We start from the raw sequence: 18505 nt of genomic DNA, 5'->3' as shown, positions 1-18505 counted from the left end.
CTAAGAACAGTTGCAGGTTCATGCACGCATCCGGATGGAACTGATGCCAGTGCGGAATATGGGTGTCGTCGGTACCCCGGCGCGGCGCCGTTGTAGCCCGGGTAAGCGCAGCGCACCCGGGAGCCTTAAGTCAGGATGCATGCGAAAGGCCCCGGGTGCGCGTTCGCTTACCCGGGCTACAGGGCGAGGCGGTTCGGCCAACGATCTGCAAAAAGAAAGCCCGGGACAAGGCCCGGGCTTCAGCTTGGCTTCTGTCCGGCGGCTCAGCCGTTCTTGGCCTTGTTTTCCGCGTTCAGCTTGCTGTGGCGCACGCCGTACAGGAAATAGATGATGAAGCCAGTGGCCGTCCACACGCCCATCAGCATCCAGTTGTGCAGGGTCATTGCGGTCAGCAGCGCGATGCAGCTGAGCACGCCCAGGCTGCAGATCAACCAGGCCATCGGAATACGGAACGGGCGCGGCAGGTCGGGCTGGGTGCGGCGCAGCACCAGTACGCCGGCGCAGACCGCGGCAAAAGCGATCAGCGTGCCCATCGAAGTCAGCTCGCCGAGGATATCCAGCGGGAACAAGGCCGCCAGCAGCGCGATGCCGATACCGGTGATGACGGTATTGATGTGCGGGGTGCGGTACTTGGGGTGGATCTTGGTGAATACCGGCGGCAGCAGGCCATCGCGGCCCATGATCATGAAGATGCGCGGCTGGCCGATCACCATTACCAGCACCACCGAGGCCAGGCCGATCAGCGCGCCGATCTCGACAATGATGCGTAGCCAATCCAGTTGCGGATGCGCGGCAACTGCAGTGACCACCGGCTCGGCCGTGCCCAGCAGCTGGTACGGCACCAGGCCGGTCATGACCGCAGCCATGGCGATGTAGAGCACGGTGCAGATCACCAGCGACAACAACATGCCGATCGGCAGGTCGCGCTGAGGGCGGTGCGATTCCTGTGCGGCAACCGACACCGCTTCAAAGCCGATATAGGCGAAGAACACCATCGCCGCGCCACGCAATACGCCTTCGAAGCCGTACTTGCCCGGGCCTTCGTTGGCCGGGATGAACGGAGTCCAGTTGCTGGTGTCCACGTATTTCCAGCCGGCAATGATCACCAGGATGATCAGGCCGGTCTTGAGTACGACCATGGCCATGTTCATCGCCGAGGACTTGCTGATGCCCACGTAGCACAGCCAGGTCAGCAGCAGCACCAGGATCGCGGCCGGCAGGTTGGCGATCGCGCCGGTCGGCTTGAGCTGCGCATCCAGCGGCGCGTTGACCAGCGCGGCGGGCAGATGGATGTCGAAGTGGTTGAGGAAACTCAGGAAGTAACCGGTCCAGCTGACTGCCACGGCCGAGGCCGAAACGCCGTATTCCAGCACTAGCATCCAGCCGATGAACCAGGCCGAGAGCTCACCGAAGGTGGCGTAGGTATAGGTGTAGGCGCTGCCGGACACCGGCACCATCGAGGCGAATTCGGCATAGGCCAGGGCACAGAAGGCGCAGCAGATGGCTGCCAGCACGAAGGACAGCATGATTGCCGGGCCGGCGTGGTTGGCCGCCGCCTGGCCGGTGATGACGAAGATGCCGCCGCCGATGACCGCACCAATGCCCAGTGCGGTCAGCCCCCACGGGCCGAGGGTGCGCCGCAGGCTCAAACCATTGGCCTCCTGGTGCGCGGCGTGCGGGTGTTTGGTGGCCCAGAGTTGCTTGAACATGTTTCGGGTCTTCGCTCGTCGGTGCGCGCCGGGCGCGCAAAAGAAAACCGGCGCGCGGGGCGCCGGTCGAGGTGTTGGTCAGGCGCTCTTGTTGAGCTTGCTGTTGCGGATGCCGTAGCCGAAATAGATGAACAGGCCCAGCACGGTCCAGCCGACGAACAGGTGCCAATGCACGACGAAGGCCTGCATGAACAGCGCCAGGCAGGCCAGCGCGCCCAGCGGACAGATCAGCCACGCGGCCGGCACCTTGAACGGGCGCACGATGTCGGGCTTGGTCCGGCGCAGCACCAGCACGCCGATGCAGACGGTGGCAAAGGCCAGCAGGGTGCCCATCGACACCAGCTCACCGAGCACGTTCAGCGGCACCAGCCCGGCCAGCAGGGCGGCCAGCACGCCGACTACCACCGTGCTGACGTAAGGGGTGCGGAAACGCGGGTGGACCTTGCCGAACATCTTCGGCAGCAGGCCGTCACGGGAGATGGTGTAGGCGATGCGCGACTGGCCCATCATCATCACCAACACCACCGAGGACAGGCCGGCAATGGCACCGATCTCGACTGCGGTCTTGAGCCAGGACAGGGTCGGATAGGCTTCCAGCGCGGTAGCCACTGGCTTGTCGGTGCCCAGCAGGTTGTACGGCAGCATGCCGGTCAGCACCGCGCAGACGACGATGTAGACGATGGTGCAGATGGCCAGTGAGCCGAGCAGGCCGATCGGCATGTTCTTCTGCGGGTCCTTGGTTTCGCCGGCAGCGGTGGATACCGCATCGAAGCCGATATAGGCGAAGAACACGATGGTGGCGGCGCGGAATACGCCACTCCAGCCGAACTCGCCGAAGGTGCCGGTGTTTTCGGGGATGAACGGGTGCCAGTTTGCCGGGTCGATGTACTGGACGCCAAAGCCGACAAACAGGCAGATCACGATGACCTTGATCGCCACGATGACGGCATTGACCAAGGTGGACTGGGTCACGCCGACATACAGCAGGCCGGTGATGGCGGCCACGATCAGCACCGCAGGCAGGTTGAACAGCTTGCCTGAATTGACGAACTCGCTGCCGGTCCAGGCCAGCGGTGCCGCCGACAAGGCGTCCGGGAAGGGCATGTGCAGCGTGGTGGTGATGAAGCTGATCAGGTAGGCCGACCAGCCGACCGCGACCGAGGCCGAGGCGAACAGGTATTCCAGTACCAGGCACCAGCCGATGAACCAGGCCATGCCTTCGCCCAGGGTGGCGTAGGAATAGGAGTAGGCACTGCCGGAGACCGGCATCATCGCCGCGAACTCGGCGTAACACAGGCCGGCCAGCGCGCAGGCGATGCCGGCAAAGACGAAGGACAGCATCACTGCCGGGCCGGCGTGGTTGGCTGCTGCCTGCCCGGTAAGGACGAAGATGCCGGCACCGATGACTGCGCCGATGCCGAGCAGGATCAGGTGCTTGGCGGTGAGGGTGCGTTTGAGTGTGGCTTCGCCTTGCAGGCTGCCTTCGACAGGCTCACCTGCATCGACATGTGCGGCCGGTTCGACCGGCTTGACCCTCAACAGTGCTTTAAGCATTCCGCAATTTCCCGAGCTGTGTGTTGGCCCGAACGCGCTGGCGCGACGGGGCCGGTTGTCTGGCGACGCAAGCTGAACGGTCGGCAACCACTCTACCTTGCCAAAGGTAGCGAAACTCGACAAGCGCAACTGCAACATCGACAGCGATAATGGCCGCCTGCTTGAAAGAATGGGATGTGCTTACAGTCATGCTTGGAGAAGATCTACAGTTGCGTCGGGCATTTGAGGACTATTCCCAGCGGCATCGGGAGCATGCAGAGCTGGCGCAGGCGTTCCTGGCGCTGCTTGACGAGGGTGGGGTGGATCCGTTCACCCGCCAGCGCCTGGCCGGTCATTTCACCGGCAGCGCCTGGCTGGTCAGCGCCGACGGTCAGCGCGCGCTGCTCACCCACCATCGCAAACTGCAGCGTTGGCTGCAGCTGGGCGGGCACGCCGACGGCGACCACGACCTTGCTGCGGTGGCGCTGCGCGAGGCCGAGGAAGAATCGGGACTGCCGGGGCTGACGCTGGCGTCTGCAGACATCTTCGACCTGGACCGCCACTGGATCCCCGAGCGCAAGGAGGTGCCAGGCCATTGGCACTATGACGTGCGCTATGTGGTTGTTGCTGGCGGCAACGAGGCGTTTGTGGTCAGCGAGGAATCGCTGGAACTGGCCTGGCGGCCGGTGGCTGAGATCGCCGGCGACCAAGATGAGTCCATGCGACGCATGGCAAACCGCTGGTTGCAGAGATAGATGCGACGTGCAGCGATGTTGCACTGGGACATTGCCGGCAAGACACATTGATTGCCGGGAAAGCAGATTGGTGGAGCCGAGCCATGCTCGGCTGGAGCGTTGCCGGGAAAGCTTCTGCCGAGCATGGCTCGGCACTACAGGCGTCGCAGCCGCATTGATCTAGCCCCTCTCCCGCATGCGGGAGAGGGGTTGGGGTGAGGGCGGCTTTTTGGAGCGTAGCGATGCTGTGGTTTTTGCTTTACTGGGAGAGCTTTGGCGGAGCATGGCTCGGCACTACAGGCGTCGCAGCCCGCATTGATCTAGCCCCTCTCCCGCATGCGGGAGAGGGGTTGGAGTGAGGGCAGCTTTCAGAGCGTAGCGATGCTGTGGTTTTTGCTTTGCTGGGAAAGCTTCTGCCGAGCATGGCTCGGCACTACGCGGCTGCGTCAGTACAGGATGCGGGTGCGCAGGGTGCCCTGGATTACGGCCAGTTCTTCGCGGATGGCGGCGGCCTGTTCCTCGGTGGCACTGATGTCGATCACCACGTAGCCAACCTTGGGGTCGGTGCGCAGGAACTGGCCATCGATGTTGAGGTTGTGGCGCGAGAAGATCTCGTTGATCTTGGACAGCACACCCGGTACGTTGCGGTGGATGTGCAGCAGGCGCAGGCTCTGCTCGTGCTCCGGCAACGTTACTTCCGGGAAATTGACGGCCGACAGGGTCGAGCCGTTGTCGCTGTAGCGCACCAGCTTGGCCGCCACTTCCACGCCGATGTTTTCCTGCGCTTCCAGCGTGGAGCCGCCGACGTGCGGGGTCAGGATCACATTGTCATGCGCGGTAAGCGGGGATTCGAACAGGTCGCCATTGCCCTTGGGCTCGACCGGGAACACGTCCACCGCAGCGCCGCCGAGATGGCCAGAGCCCAGTGCTGCATCCAGTGCGGCGATATCGACCACCGTGCCGCGCGCTGCATTGATCAGGTGCGCACCCTTCTTCATCCTGCCCAGCTGCTCGGCACCGATCATCCACTGCGTAGAACCATTCTCCGGCACATGCAGGGTGACCACGTCCGAACGCGACAGCAGGTCGTCCAGGCTGATTGCCGGGTGGGCATTACCCAGCGACAGCTTGGTTTCGATGTCGTGGAAGATCACGTGCATGCCCAGGGCCTCGGCCAGCACGCCAACCTGGGTGCCGATATGGCCGTAGCCGATGATGCCCAAGGTCTTGCCGCGCACTTCGTGGCTGCCGGCGGCCGACTTGGACCAGCCACCGCGGTGGCATTCTGCGTTCTTCTGCGGAATGCCACGGGTCAGCATGATCGCCTCGGCAATCACCAGCTCGGCGACCGAGCGGGTATTGGAGTAGGGCGCGTTGAATACCGGAATGCCGGCCAGTTCGGCCGCTTCCAGATCCACCTGGTTGGTGCCGATGCAGAAGCAGCCGACCGCGATCAGCCGCTTTGCGTGGGCCAGCACTTCGGCGCTGAGATGGGTACGCGAGCGGATGCCGACGATATGGGCTTCGGCGATGCGCGCCTTCAGTTCGTCCTCGGGCAGCGACTTGCTGTACAGCTCGATCTGCGAGTAACCGGCCGCCTTGAAGACGTCCACGGCGGTCTGGCTGACCCCCTCAAGCAACAAAACGCGGATGTCCTGCTTCGGAAACGAGGTCTTCTTGGGCGACATGTCGTGAACGGCGGCGTAGAGGGGTAGGCCGCCAACTATGCCAGAAGCAGGCCGGCTTTTGTGCGCTGCGCAACGCGGCAAAGCCTTGATGGCAAAAGGTTTCAGATGAAATCCAGGTCGGCGGCGAAGTGCGGGCAAGGTGACTGGACGGCACGCGATGGGGCTGTCACGCTTGGCGGCTTTCACGCCGCCGAAGCACCGTCATGACCGATCCGCGCCTGGAATCCCTGCTGCAGTCCTGCCCCGACCTGCGTTTGAAGACCGACGCCGGTGATCTGGAACACTACGGGCGCGATTGGACCCGGCGCTGGACGCCGGCGCCGCTGGCCATTGCCTTGCCGGGTAGCGTCGAAGAGGTGCAGGCCGTGGTGCGCTGGGCCAATGCGCACAAGGTGGCAGTGGTGCCGTCCGGTGGCCGTACCGGCCTGTCCGGTGGCGCCGTCGCTGCCAACGGCGAACTGGTGCTCAGCCTGGAGCGCATGAACAAGCCGCTGGGGTTTGATGCGGTGGACCGCACCCTGACGGTGCAGGCCGGCATGCCGCTGGAAGCGGTGCACAACAGCGCCAAGGAACACGGCTTGATCTATCCGGTGGATTTCGCAGCGCGCGGTTCCTGTTCGATCGGCGGCAATATCGCCACCAATGCCGGCGGCATCCGCGTGATCCGTTACGGCAATACCCGCGAATGGATTGCCGGGCTCAAGGTGGTTGCCGGCAACGGCGAGTTGCTGGAGCTCAACAAGGGCTTGATAAAGAATTCCAGCGGCTACGACTTCCGCCAGCTGATGATCGGCTCGGAGGGCACGTTGGGCATCGTGGTCGAGGCCACGTTGAAGCTCACCGATCCACCGCCGAGTACCAATGTGATGGTGCTGGCACTGCCGTCCTTCGAGGTGCTGATGCAGGTGTTCTCGGCGTTCCGCGAGCGCCTGCAGCTGGAAGCCTTTGAGTTCTTCACCGATCTGGCGGTCAAGCACGTCACCGCGCACGGCGCGCAGTATCCGTTTGACGAGATTCACCCGTATTACGTGGTAACCGAATACGCCTCCGCCGATGAGGCCGGCGAAGCCGCTGCGCTGGCGGCGTTTGAATACTGCATGGAGCAGGGCTGGGTGCTGGATGGGGTGATCAGCACCAGCGAGGCACAGGCCCAGCAGCTGTGGCGGTTGCGCGAAGGCATCACCGAATCGGTGGCGCGTTACAAACCGTACAAGAACGATGTCTCGGTGCGTATTTCGGCGATGCCGGCCTTCCTGGCTGAAACCCAGGCGCTGATCAATGGTGCCTATCCCCACTTCGAAGTGGTCTGGTTCGGGCACATCGGCGATGGCAACCTGCACATCAACGTGCTCAAGCCCGATGACAGCAGCGATGCTGAATTCCTCAGTCAATGCGAGCACGTGACCAAGCTGCTGGCGCAGGTGTTGCACCGCTTTGACGGCAGCATCTCGGCCGAGCACGGTATTGGCCTGGTCAAGAAGGCTTACCTGGCCAGCACCCGCAGCGACGCTGAAGTGGCACTGATGCGCGGCGTCAAGCGCGCCTTCGATCCGAACTGGTTGTTGAACCCGGGCAAGCTGTTCGATCCCTGATCGAACAGCCGATCCGTCGGCGCCATCGCGGGCAGGCTACTCGCGCGGCAGTTCCAGTACGAAGCGGCTGCCGCCAGTGGCGCCGCTGCTGCATGACACCTGGCCGCCGTGGGCATCGGCAATTGCCTTGACCACCGCCAATCCCAGGCCGCTGCCGCCACCTTGTCGCGAACGCGAGCCATCGCCGCGCCTGAAGGGATCGAACACGTGCGCCTGCATGGCGGCCTCGATGCCCGGGCCGTTGTCCTCGATCGCCAGCTGCACGTGGTCCTTGCCTTCGTGGATGGAAATCCGCACCCGTCCCGGGCTGGCATAACGTCGCGCGTTCTCCAGCAGGGCGAGCAGGGCCTGGCGCAGGCGGGTGGGATCGCAGTAGGCCACGTGCTCGTTGCGGTGGGTTTCCAGTTCCAGCACCGAACCGGCGTTGCGGAAGGCAGGATCGACCATCGTCATCACCGAATGCACTTCCTGCACCACGTCGGTTGGCGCGCGGCGTACGTCGAGCCTGCCGTTGCCGGCCAGTCCCAATACGCGCAGGTCCTCGATCAGTCGCGACAGGCCTTCCACCTGCGTCAACAGGCTGCGGAACTGCGCTTCATCTGGTTGGAACACGCCATCGGCCAAGCCCTGCAGGCGCCCGCGCAGAATGGTCAGCGGGGTGCGTAGTTCATGCGCGATTGCCGCATGCCAGAGGGTGCGCTCGCCGTCCATGTGCTGCAGGCGGGCGGCCATGGTGTTGAAGTCCTCGACCAGCAGAGCGACCTCGTCCAGGGCGTCATCGCTGGCCTTGGCGCGTGCGCCGAGATTGCCGTCGGCGAGGGCACGGATGGAATCCATCAGGGTATTGAGCGGCGAGACGATGCGATGGGTCAGCCGAATCGACGCGGTCAGTGCCAACGCCAGCCCGATCACGGTGACGCCCACCATCCACGCCAGCTCTGGGCCCGTTGGCAGCCAGCCTTCCGGCTCCAGCGTGCTGGCCGGATAGAACTCGACCAAGATGGCGTACAGCAGGTAGGAGGACAGGATCATCATTACGATGACGCTGATCACCATCAGCGACATCGACATGATGATGTGCCGGCTGAGGCCGGGGCGGCGCATCAGCGATCCGCCGCCAGGCGATAGCCGACACCGCGCACACTGGCCGGCATGTTGGCAACGCCCACATCATCCAGTTTGCGCCGCAGCTTGCTGACGTGGCTGTCGACGGTACGCTCCAGTGCTTCACTTTCGGGCAGGCATTGGTACATCAGTTCGCTGCGGCTGAAAATGCGGGTGGGTGCCAGCGCCATGCAGTGCAGCAACTTGAACTCGGTGAGGGTGAGCAGCAACTCGTGGCTGTAGCCTTCACCCTCGACATGCACCGAATGGGTTTGCGGATCGATCAACAACGGCCCCGCTCGCAATGATGTGGCGGCCTGTCGCGGCGCCGACCGCAGGGTGCGCCGCAGTACCGCACGTACCCGTGCGGCGACTTCGGCCGGGTTGAACGGTTTGACCACGTAGTCATCGGCACCCATCCGCAATGCGGTCAGCTTGTCCAGATCCTGATCCAGTGCGGTGAGCATGATGATCGGCGTGTCGCTGCGCTGGCGCAGCTGCGAAAGCACGCCCCAGCCATCGATATCGGGGAGCTGTACATCCAGCAGCACCAGGTCGGGGCGGGCGCTGTGGTGCAGTTCCAGCGCTGTCCGGCCGTCGGCGGCGCGCAACACGCGTAGTTTCTCCCGCTCCAGATAGGCAGCAATGATGTCGGCGATCTCGGCTTCGTCCTCGACGATCAGGACAAGTGCATCAGGGGAGCGGTCCCATTGCGCCATCATGGCGGCGGGTAGATGTGCGGTCATTACCGGGTGCGGCCGAAAGGTTCTTGCCTCCATGCTATCTCCACATTCCCTCCATCGAAACCCCATCATCGCCGGGCAAACTGCGCGCCTGCGTTCCAGCAGGCTTTGCAGCGGCACGTGTAGTGATGAACATTCAACGGATTACGACCGCTTTGTGCGCGGTCCTGATGGTGGCCATGACGGCCTGCTCTTCTCCCGAAACACCTCCGGATGTGGTGCCCAAGGTCAGCGTCGTGACCGTTGCGAAGCAGCGTGTGCAGCGCGATGACGAGCTGCAGGGGCGGGTTTCGGCGTTGCGTACCGCGCAGATCCGTGCGCAGGTTGGCGGCATCGTGCGCAAGCGTCTGTTCGAGCAGGGGGCGGAGGTCACCGCCGGGCAGGCGCTGTTCCAGATTGATCCGGCGGCATTCCGTGCCGATGTCGATTCCGCGCTGGCCGCCCTGCAGCGCAGCGAGGCGGCGTTGTCACGCAGCCGGGTGCAGGCGCAGCGTCTGCAGGCGCTGGCTGATGCGCAGGCGGTCAGTCACCAGCATCGCGACGACGCGACCTTCGAATACGAGCAGGCACGGGCCGCGGTGGCCGAGGCCAGGGCAATCCTGGCCAGGCGCCAGCTTGACCTGCGCTACGCCACGGTCAGCGCGCCCATTGCCGGCCGCATCGATCAGGCGATGGTGACCGAAGGGGCGTTGGTGAATGCCACCGACAGCGAGCCGATGGCCTTGGTGCAGCAGATCGATCAGGTCTATGTGGACGTACGTCAGCCGGCCTCGCAGTTGCCGACGATGCGGCGGGATGTGGCTGATGGCGGCGCGGTGCCGGTGGCGATCATCGGCGCCAATGGTCAGCTGCATGAGCAGGCCGGGCAGCTGCTGTTCTCCGGTATCAACGTCGACGCGCGCACCGGTGATGTGGTGCTGCGGGTGCTGGTCGACAATCCCGGGCGCGATCTGTTGCCGGGCATGTTCGTGCGTGCGCGGGTGCCGCGAGGCGGCGCCAGCCAGCTGCCGTTGCTGCCGCAGCAGGCGGTACTGCGCAGTGCCGGTGGACAGGCTTATGCCTGGGTGATTGGCGGCGATGGCAAGGCGGTGATCCGCACCATCGAAGTCGACGGCAGCGTCGATAGGCAATGGATCGTGCGCAGCGGACTGAAGGTCGGTGAGCGGGTGGTGGTGGAAGGCCAGGAGCGCCTGCAGGAAGGGGCTCTGGTCGAAACCTCGCCTTGGCAGCCAGTGCCTGTGCAGGGCAAGGCCACCGTCGCATCCAGCAACAACTGAAGGTAGGACATGGCCCGTTTCTTCATTGATCGCCCGGTATTCGCCTGGGTGCTGGCGATCTTCATCGTGCTGGCCGGTGTGTTGGCGATCCCGCAGCTTGCGGTGGAGCGCTATCCGGCGGTAGCACCGACCAGCGTCAGCATCTATGCCAGCTATCCCGGTGCCAGCCCGCAGACGCTCGACGACTCGGTGGTCGGGCTGATCGAGCGTGAGCTGTCCAGCGTCAAGCACCTGTTGTACTTCCAATCCTCGGTGGATACCTCCGGTGAGGCCTCGATAACCGCGACCTTTGCTCCCGGCACCAATGCGGAAATGGCACAGGTTGATGTGCAGAACAGGATCAAGGCGATCGAACCGCGGCTGCCGGCCAGCGTCCGCCAGAGCGGTTTGTTCGTGGAGGCGGCCGATTCGGGATTCCTGATGCTGGTTGGCCTGAGGTCACCCGATGGCAGCGTCGCCGAGGCGCAGCTTGGCGACTTCATGGCGCGCAACATCATCGAGGAACTGCGCCGCATCGATGGCGTCGGCCGGGTGCAGCTGTTCGGTGCCGAACAGGCCATGCGGATCTGGTTGGATCCCTCCGAACTGGCAGGCTATGAGCTGACTGTGGGCGATGTGGTCACCGCCATCGAGCAGCAGAACCAGAACATCGCGCCGGGCCGTATCGGTGACTCGCCAAGTGTGCCGGGGCAGCGCATCACCGTGCCCTTGGTGGCTGACGGGCAGCTGACGACGCCGGCGCAGTTCGCGGCTATCGTGCTGCGTGCTGGCGCTGATGGCTCGCGGGTGCTGCTCGGCGACGTGGCGCGGGTTGAAGTAGGAGCGCAGAGTTATGCCTGGGGTACCCGCGAGGACGGGCAGGTGGCGACTGCCGCCGGCATCCAGCTGCGTCCGGGCGCAAATGCGGTCAGCACGTCATCGGCCGTGCGTGCGCGCATGGTCGAGCTGGAGGCGTTGCTGCCCAAGGGCGTGCAGGCCAGCATCCCCTTCGACACCGCACCGTTCGTGAAGATCTCCATCCAGAAGGTATTGCAGACCTTGCTGGAGGCGATGCTGCTGGTGTTCGCAGTGATGTTCCTGTTCCTGCAGGACTGGCGCTACACCCTGGTGCCGGCGCTGGTAGCGCCGATTGCCCTGCTGGGCACCTTTGCGGTGATGCTGGCGCTGGGTTTTTCGATCAATGTGCTGACCATGTTCGGCATGGTGCTGGCCATCGGCATCATCGTCGACGACGCCATCGTGGTGGTGGAAGGGGTCGAGCGGATCATGGCCGAAGAGGGCCTGGCGCCGCGCGAAGCCACGATCAAGGCCATGCGTGAGCTGACCAGCGCCGTGGTTGGCATCACTCTGGTGCTGACGGCGGTGTTCATTCCGATGGCGTTTGCCAGTGGCTCGGTGGGCGCGATCTATCGGCAGTTCACCGTATCGATGGCGGTGGCGATCCTGATCTCGGCGCTGCTGGCGTTGAGCCTGACGCCTGCGCTGTGCGCAACCCTGCTACGGCCGGTTGCACACGACCGGCCACGCGGACGCGTGTTCGCAGCGTTCAATCGTGGATTTGCGCGCATGAGCGGGCGCTACCACCGCAGTGTCGCTGCGGTGCTGCGGCGCTGCGGACGGGTCATGGGAGTGTTTGCTGGCTTGGTGCTGCTGTTGTTGCTGGGTCTGCAGTGGCTGCCAGGTGCTTTCCTGCCCGAAGAGGATCAGGGCTACTTCATGACCTCGATCCAGCTCCCGGCCGAGGCCACCGCCGAACGCACCCTGGCCGTGGTCCAGGACTACGAGGCGCATATCGCGTCACGTCCGGGTATCGCCGCCAACCAGGTCATCACTGGCTACAGCTTTGCCGGCTCGGGCCCGAGTGCAGCCATGGCCTACACCGTGCTCAAGGATTGGGGCGAACGCGGCGGGGCAACCGCTGCAGATGAGGTGGCAGCCACCTTGAAAGCAATGGCCGCCAGCAGCGAGGGGGAGGTGATCAGCGTGATGCCACCGGCCATCGACAGCCTGGGCAATTCCTCCGGCTTCAGCCTGGCGCTGCAGGCGCGCAGTGGCCAGACACAGCAGCAGCTGCGCGCCGCGCAGAAACAGCTGTTGGCGCTGGCCCAGGCGAGCCCTTTGCTCGGTGAGGTGCACGCCGATGGCCTGCCATCGGGCAACAGCGTGCGGCTGCAGATAGACCGTGCCAAGGCCGAGGCGATGGGCGTTGGGTTTGCCGACATCAGCAACACCTTGTCGGTGGCGATGGGCTCGCAATACGTCAACGACTTCCCCAATGCGGGGCGCCTGCAGCAGGTGATCCTGCAGGCAGATGCGCCGTTCCGGATGGAGATTGAGGACGTGCTGCGCTTGTACGTGCGCAATGCACAGGGTGGCATGGTGGCACTTGCCGAACTGGTCAGTCCGCAGTGGGAGGAGTCGCCGTTGCAGCTGCAGCGCTACCTTGGCTTCCCCGCGCTGAATGTGTCTGGTGCGCCAGCCGAAGGTGTTTCCACCGGCCAGGCGATGGCCGAGATGGAGCGGCTTGCGGCGCAGCTGTCGCCCGGTTTTGCCCTGCAATGGACCAGCCAGTCGCTGCAGGAGAAAACGTCAGGGTCACAAGCCCCTTGGCTGCTGCTGATATCGATGTTGGTGGTATTTCTGGTGCTGGCTGCGTTGTACGAGAGCTGGTCGATACCGATGGCGGTGATGTTGGTGGTGCCGCTGGGCTTGTTGGGGGCGGTGGCGGCAGTGCTGTTGCGTGGCATGCCCAATGACGTTTTCTTCAAGGTGGGCATGATCACGGTGATCGGTCTATCGGCGAAGAATGCAATCCTGATCGTGGAGTTTGCGCGGCAGTTGCAGCAGCAGGGCTTGACCGCAGCGCAGGCCGCATTGCGGGCCGCGCGGCTGCGCTTGCGTCCCATCCTGATGACGTCGATGGCGTTCGCGCTTGGCGTAGTGCCGCTGATGCTGGCGCAGGGGGCGTCGCGGGAAACCCAGCAGGCAATCGGTACCGGTGTGTTCGGCGGGATGGTGGCGGCAACGGTGCTGGCGGTGTTCTTCGTGCCGGTGTTCTATGTCGTGGTGGATGCCGGTTGGCGCTGGTTGTGTAGGCGTCGGCCCGCTGCGCGGGGAGGTGCTGCCGGCGGGGGATCATGAATGGATCGGGCCTGCAGGCCAGACGCAGGTTCCAACCGGCCGCGTCGCTGGGTACTCTTGGCATCCTTATTTGTCCGATGTTGACCTGCCAATGATCCGTCCGATCCTGTTCTGCGCTCTGATTGCCCTGCCGATGTCGGTCTTTGCCTCCAGCTTTGCAGGTACGTCGGCCGGCTCCGCGTCGGGTGCGTCGTCCAATTCATCGGGTAGCTCCTCGGACGATGACAAGGTGCTGCTGGATGCACGCGAAGACGCGGCAGGCTTTGTCGCCAGCAATGGCGCCATCCGTGGTGCCTGGTTGGAAGCGGCCCTGATCCAGCTGCGCGAGCGTGATGCCGCCGCGCGTGATGCCAGCGACATGGCTCTGGCCCGGAAGATCCTGGCCCTGTGACGTACCGCTGCCGGCTGCCGCCCGCGCGGTGGCTGGCGGTGCTGTTGCTCTGCGTTGCCGCCCCCTTGCAGGCGGCTTTACGCATCGAGCTGCACGCGCAGCTGCCTGCACTGGACGCCGCACAGGTGCGGGCCAGCGAGCAGTTGATTGACGACGTACTGGCGCGTGTCCCCCCCGCCATCGCAGCCGAGAGCTCGCTGGTTTTGCAGCTGCGCTGGCGCGACGATCTGCCGGCGCACGTGCAGGGCAGGGCGCATGGTCGCGAACTCGGGCTTGACCGTAGCTTGTTGCAGCCCTTGCTGCAGGCGGGTCCTGCGGACTCGGTAGCCGCCGCCCAAGCGTTGCAGCAGGCCCGTGCAGCCTTGATCCACGAACTGGCGCACGCCTTGGACCGCTCGCCCGATGGTGGCTGGTCAGCGCAGCCGCGTTTTCTGGATCTGGCTGGCTGGCAGCAGCGTCCGCTATGGCCCGGGCGCGGACGCAATAATTTCAGTCTGCGCAGCCCCGACCGTTACGAGCTGGACAGCCCGGCAGAGTTTTTCGCGGTAAACCTCGAACACTATCTGCTGGATCCGGACTACGCCTGCCGGCGGCCGCTGCTGCATGCGTGGTTCGCACAGAATCTGGGCGCGCCCGGCCAGCTGGGAGCCGCGCAATGCCCGCCGGCGTTGCCATTCATGCAAGCCGGTGAGCAGGAAGGTCTGGCCGAACTGCTGGCGCTGGACCCGGCGCGGGTTTACCAGGTTGATTACCTGCTGGCCGAAGGCAACGAGAAGCTGATGAGCCGCTGGGGCCACAGCATGCTGCGGCTGGTGATATGCGCCCCGGGCCGTACGCCCGGGCCGGCCTGCCGGATGGACTTGCGCCATCACTTGGTGCTGTCGTTCCGGGCCTTTGTCGGTGATGTGCAGATATCCAGTTGGCGCGGGCTTACCGGCGCCTATCCCTCGCGCTTGTTCGTATTGCCGCTGAGCCAGGTGATCGAGGAATACACCAAGGTCGAGTTGCGCGGGGTCTCCTCCACGCCGCTGCGTCTGCAGCCTGAGGAGATCACCAGCCTGCTGCAGCAGGCCGCGCGTCTGCACTGGGACTACGACGGGCGCTATTACTTCATCAGCAACAACTGTGCGGTGGAAACCGGCAAGCTGCTCGGCGATGGCGCGCCGCGGCTGGGTGCGGCGCAGCTGCTGTCGATCACCCCGACCGGCTTGCTGCAGACGCTGCGCGCCAAGGCGCTGGCCGATCCGCCGCGCGAGCGTGCAGCCGCCCTGCGCGGCGGTTATTACTTCGAGTCGGCAGCGGAGCATTACCGGCTGGTATTCGAGGTCGCGCGCAAGGCATTGCCGTTGCCGGTCGACAGCGTGAGCCAATGGCTGGCGCTGCCGCCGGCAAAGCGCAGGGCCTGGATGCAGCAGGCCGACGAGCAGGTGCTGGCGGCGATGTTGCTGCTCGAACAGGCGGCCCGGCGGCAGGCCGAGGTGGCGGCCGGCGATGTGCTCAAACGCAAGCTGCTGGTAGCGGGCAAGACCCTGCCTGAGCAGGACGATTTCCACGCGCTGATGGAGCGCGCTGCGGGCTTGTTGGCCCCCGGCAGTCTGTTGGCCGACAGCCCGGGCTATGGCATCCCCAGCGCGGACGAGCAGGCCCGGTTGCAGACCGACACCGCCGCCGGTGCCGCTACGGCGCAGCGGCAATGGCAGACCTTGCGCGCGGCGGCGTTGGCGGCGCTGCCTCCGGCCCAGCGCGACAATCTGGCCGCCATTGAAGCCAACCTGCTGTACCTGCGGGAACGTCTGCGTTTAGGCTACGGTACGCAGCCAGGAGAGGCGGTAACGCTGGAACACCGGCGGTTGGTTCAGTTTTCGGGAGAGCAGGGTTGAGCAGTACAGAACAGGAACAGACGGCCGCCGCGGTATTGGCCGATGACGTATTGAAGCTGCACTGCTGCGCCATTCTCCAGCTTGACTCCGATGGCCGCGTGCTCGGCGGCAATGCCGGTGTTGCGGCGGTGCTCGGCTATGCCGCTGAAGAGCTCCGCACGCAACCGTTCTCGCTGTTGTTCAGCGCCGCCGATTCGCAGCGCGGGGTTGCCGAGCAGGCGGTGGCGCGGACCCTGGAGCAGGGCATCGAGCAACTCAGCCTGGCGATGGTGCGCAACGATGGCGTCCGCTTCCGCGCCTCGGTGATGATGGAGCGGGTGTCCGACCCGGCGGGCTCACGCGTGCTGGTGCTGATCCGTGACATCACCGAGATCTTCCAGACCCAGAAGCGTGTTCGCGAGGCGCAGGAAATCGCCCTGCGTGCGCAGCGTCTTGATGCGGTTGGCAAGCTCACCCTGGGTTTGTCGCATGATTTCAACAATCTGCTGTCGGTGATCGGCAACAGCCTGGACATGTTGTCGCTGCGGCGTTCGGGCGACGAAAGCGTGCGCCGGATCCTGGATATCGCCCATCGCGCGGTGGAGCGTGGCACCCAATTGACACGGCAGATGCTGGCCTTCGGGCGCGGGCAGACGCTGGTGCCGCAGCTGAGCCGGGTCGACGACCTGCTCACGGCCTCGCTGGAGATGTACCGGCGGGTCTGCGGCGAGACCATCGAGCTGGAGATTGAGTTGGCGGCGGACCTGCCACCGATTTCGGTGGACGTGGGTCAGCTGGAGGCAGCGCTGTTGAACCTGCTGAGCAATAGCCGCGATGCCATGCACGGTGTCGGCAAGGTGGTGCTGTGCGCGCGGCTGGAAACCATCATCGTGCCCTCGGGCGGCGGCGAGCGTGGCCCCTTCGTCAGCATCTGTGTGGGCGATAGCGGGCCGGGCATCCAGGCGGAGATCCAGGAAAGCGTGTTCGAGCCGTTCTTCACCACCAAAAGCGTTGGTGATGGCAGTGGCCTGGGCTTGAGCCAGGTCTATGGGTTCGCGGCACAGTCCGGTGGCACCGCGATGATCGGCACCTCACCGTTGGGTGGGGCCGCGGTATCGCTGTATTTCCCGGTAGTGGCCTGAAAGCAGGTCTGCAGCTTGTAGCTTGTGGGAGCGGCGTAAGCCGCGAAGCTGGCAATGTTTCAGGTCCTGAAAGCCTTCAGCCGTTTCAGTTGGACAGCTTCGCGGCTTACGCCGCTCCTACAAACCAGCCACTACAGCCCCCCGCCATTGGGCGGGAGGCTGCGGTCAATCAATCGGCGCGGCCGCCAAACTCACCGGTGGTGGTGTTCACCAGGATGCGTTCGCCGTTGACGATGTATTCCGGCACCATGATTTCCAGGCCGGTGCTGAGCTTGGCCGGCTTCGGCCGCTTGGTGGCGGTGCCGCCCTTCAGCTCCGGCGGGGTTTCCACCACTTCCAGGGTGACGTGCTGTGGCAGCTGGATGGCGACCGGCTGGTCGTCGATCACCTGCACGAAGATGCCGTTCAGGCCTTCGGTGATGTAGCCGGCGTCATCGCCGATCACGTCCGCGTCCAGCGTGTACGGGGTGAAGTCCTCGTCGTCCATGAACACGAAGGCATCGCCATCCATGTAGGAGAAGGTGGACTGCCGGCGCAGCAGCTCGACTTCGGGCAGGTTGTCATCGGCATCGAAGCTGGCATCGAGCTTGTTGCCGCCCGGCACGCTGTACATGATGAAACGGAAGCGGACGTTGCCGCCGCGGCCCTGCGGTGAGCTGCGCTCGATGTCGCGGATCTGATAGACGCCGTTGTTGTACTCGACGACGTTGCCTTTCTTGATGTCGTTGGCTTTCATGCTTGGAAAGTCTATTGGGGTAAACGGAGGCGGGCGCCGTGTGGGCGCCCGCGGATGGGTCACTTCGGTGCCAGACGCACGGCACCGTCAAGGCGAATAGTCTCACCGTTGAGGTAGGTATTGCCAATGATGTGGCCGACCAGGCTGGCGAAATCGGCCGGCTGGCCCAGGCGCGACGGGAACGGGATGGACGCGGCCAGCGATTCCTGCACGTTCTGCGGCATGCCATCGACCATCGGCGTCCAGAACACGCCCGGGGCGATGGTCAGCACGCGGATGCCGAAACGCGACAGCTCGCGCGCCATCGGCAGGGTCATGCCGACCACGCCGCCCTTGGAGGCGGAGTAGGCGGCCTGACCGATCTGGCCCTCATAGGCGGCCACCGAGGCGGTGTTGATGATCACGCCGCGCTCGCCGTCGGCGTTGGCTTCGTTGTGCTGCATCAGCTCGGCGCCGGCCTTGGCGACGTTGAAGCTGCCGACCAGGTTGACCATCACCGTGCTCTGGAAGTTGGCCAGCGGCATGGCGGCTTCCCGGCCGAGTACGCGGCCGGCGCCGAGGATGCCGGCGCAGTTCATCACCACGTTCAAGCCGCCCAGAAATTCCCTGGCGGCGGCCAGGTTGGCGGCAACGCCGGCTTCATCGGTGACATTGGTGGTGAAGTAACGGGCATTGTCGGTGCCCAGCTCGGCGACCGCTGCGGCGCCCTTTTCATCGTTGAGGTCGAACAGGGCGACTTTGCCACCATTGGCGACCAGGAACTGAGCGACGCCAAGGCCAAGGCCGGAGACGCCGCCGGTGATGACGGCACGAACGGAAGACAGCTGCATTGGAACAATCCTGCTGGGTGATCCGC

Annotated in this window: 14 protein-coding genes; 7 read left to right on the top strand and 7 right to left on the bottom strand. The window is 64.7% G+C overall.

The window, feature by feature from the left end:
* Positions 1-263: 263 nt before the first annotated feature.
* On the bottom strand, positions 264-1709 hold the full coding sequence (locus ABE493_RS01890) for an amino acid permease (protein ID WP_057628653.1): 1446 nt from the start codon (positions 1707-1709) through the stop codon (positions 264-266).
* 78 nt (positions 1710-1787) lie between these two features.
* On the bottom strand, positions 1788-3263 hold the full coding sequence (locus tag ABE493_RS01885) for an amino acid permease (protein ID WP_346496732.1): 1476 nt from the start codon (positions 3261-3263) through the stop codon (positions 1788-1790).
* Between the two features lie 188 nt (positions 3264-3451).
* Between ABE493_RS01885 and ABE493_RS01880 the strand changes: the two genes are divergently transcribed.
* Positions 3452-3997, top strand: a complete 546-nt coding sequence (locus tag ABE493_RS01880) for an NUDIX hydrolase (RefSeq protein WP_346496730.1) — start codon at positions 3452-3454, stop codon at positions 3995-3997.
* 425 nt (positions 3998-4422) lie between these two features.
* Here the strand turns inward: ABE493_RS01880 and serA are convergent, their stop codons facing one another.
* Entirely contained in the window at positions 4423-5664 is a 1242-nt protein-coding gene (gene serA / locus ABE493_RS01875) for a phosphoglycerate dehydrogenase (RefSeq protein ID WP_346496728.1), read from the bottom strand.
* A gap of 203 nt (positions 5665-5867) precedes the next feature.
* On the opposite strand from serA, the gene ABE493_RS01870 reads away from it, so the two are divergent.
* Positions 5868-7256 (top strand): FAD-binding oxidoreductase, encoded by a 1389-nt coding sequence (locus tag ABE493_RS01870; protein ID WP_346496726.1) that lies wholly within the window; start codon positions 5868-5870, stop codon positions 7254-7256.
* 36 nt (positions 7257-7292) lie between these two features.
* On the opposite strand, the gene ABE493_RS01865 is transcribed toward ABE493_RS01870, so the two are convergent.
* Both ABE493_RS01865 and ABE493_RS01860 read right to left on the bottom strand, forming a co-directional pair.
* Entirely contained in the window at positions 7293-8360 is a 1068-nt protein-coding gene (locus ABE493_RS01865) for an ATP-binding protein (protein ID WP_346496724.1), read from the bottom strand.
* On the bottom strand, positions 8360-9106 hold the full coding sequence (locus ABE493_RS01860; RefSeq protein ID WP_346496722.1) for a response regulator: 747 nt from the start codon (positions 9104-9106) through the stop codon (positions 8360-8362). The genes ABE493_RS01865 and ABE493_RS01860 overlap by 1 nt, the downstream gene beginning before the upstream one ends.
* A 125-nt stretch (positions 9107-9231) precedes the next feature.
* On the opposite strand from ABE493_RS01860, the gene ABE493_RS01855 reads away from it, so the two are divergent.
* The 5 genes from ABE493_RS01855 (at position 9232) to ABE493_RS01835 (ending at position 16913) form a co-directional block, all read left to right on the top strand.
* Positions 9232-10380, top strand: coding sequence for an efflux RND transporter periplasmic adaptor subunit (locus ABE493_RS01855; RefSeq protein ID WP_346496720.1), 1149 nt, complete (start codon positions 9232-9234; stop codon positions 10378-10380).
* A gap of 9 nt (positions 10381-10389) precedes the next feature.
* The gene (locus tag ABE493_RS01850; RefSeq protein ID WP_346496718.1) at positions 10390-13521 is read left to right on the top strand and encodes a multidrug efflux RND transporter permease subunit; all 3132 of its coding nucleotides are present in this window, start codon (positions 10390-10392) and stop codon (positions 13519-13521) included.
* A 91-nt stretch (positions 13522-13612) separates the two neighbouring features.
* Positions 13613-13912, top strand: coding sequence for a DUF2388 domain-containing protein (locus ABE493_RS01845; RefSeq protein WP_346496716.1), 300 nt, complete (start codon positions 13613-13615; stop codon positions 13910-13912).
* Positions 13909-15792 carry a DUF4105 domain-containing protein gene (locus tag ABE493_RS01840; RefSeq protein WP_346496714.1) on the top strand — a complete coding sequence of 628 codons (1884 nt, stop codon included), beginning with the start codon at positions 13909-13911 and terminating at the stop codon, positions 15790-15792. The genes ABE493_RS01845 and ABE493_RS01840 overlap by 4 nt, the downstream gene beginning before the upstream one ends.
* Entirely contained in the window at positions 15789-16913 is a 1125-nt protein-coding gene (locus ABE493_RS01835; protein WP_346496713.1) for a two-component system sensor histidine kinase NtrB, read from the top strand. Before ABE493_RS01840 ends, ABE493_RS01835 begins: the two co-directional genes overlap by 4 nt.
* 169 nt (positions 16914-17082) lie before the next feature.
* Here the strand turns inward: ABE493_RS01835 and yeiP are convergent, their stop codons facing one another.
* A complete protein-coding gene (yeiP, locus tag ABE493_RS01830) occupies positions 17083-17649 on the bottom strand; it encodes an elongation factor P-like protein YeiP (protein WP_346496712.1) in 567 nt (188 codons plus the stop codon).
* Between the two features lie 59 nt (positions 17650-17708).
* Positions 17709-18479: an SDR family NAD(P)-dependent oxidoreductase gene (locus ABE493_RS01825; RefSeq protein ID WP_346496711.1), complete on the bottom strand. Its 771-nt coding sequence runs from the start codon at positions 18477-18479 to the stop codon at positions 17709-17711.
* Positions 18480-18505 lie beyond the last annotated feature (26 nt).

This window comes from Stenotrophomonas terrae (genome assembly GCF_039674165.1).
In the GTDB taxonomy this organism is placed as follows: Bacteria; Pseudomonadota; Gammaproteobacteria; order Xanthomonadales; family Xanthomonadaceae; genus Stenotrophomonas; species Stenotrophomonas terrae_A.
This window is presented reverse-complemented; position numbering and strand designations above follow the sequence as displayed.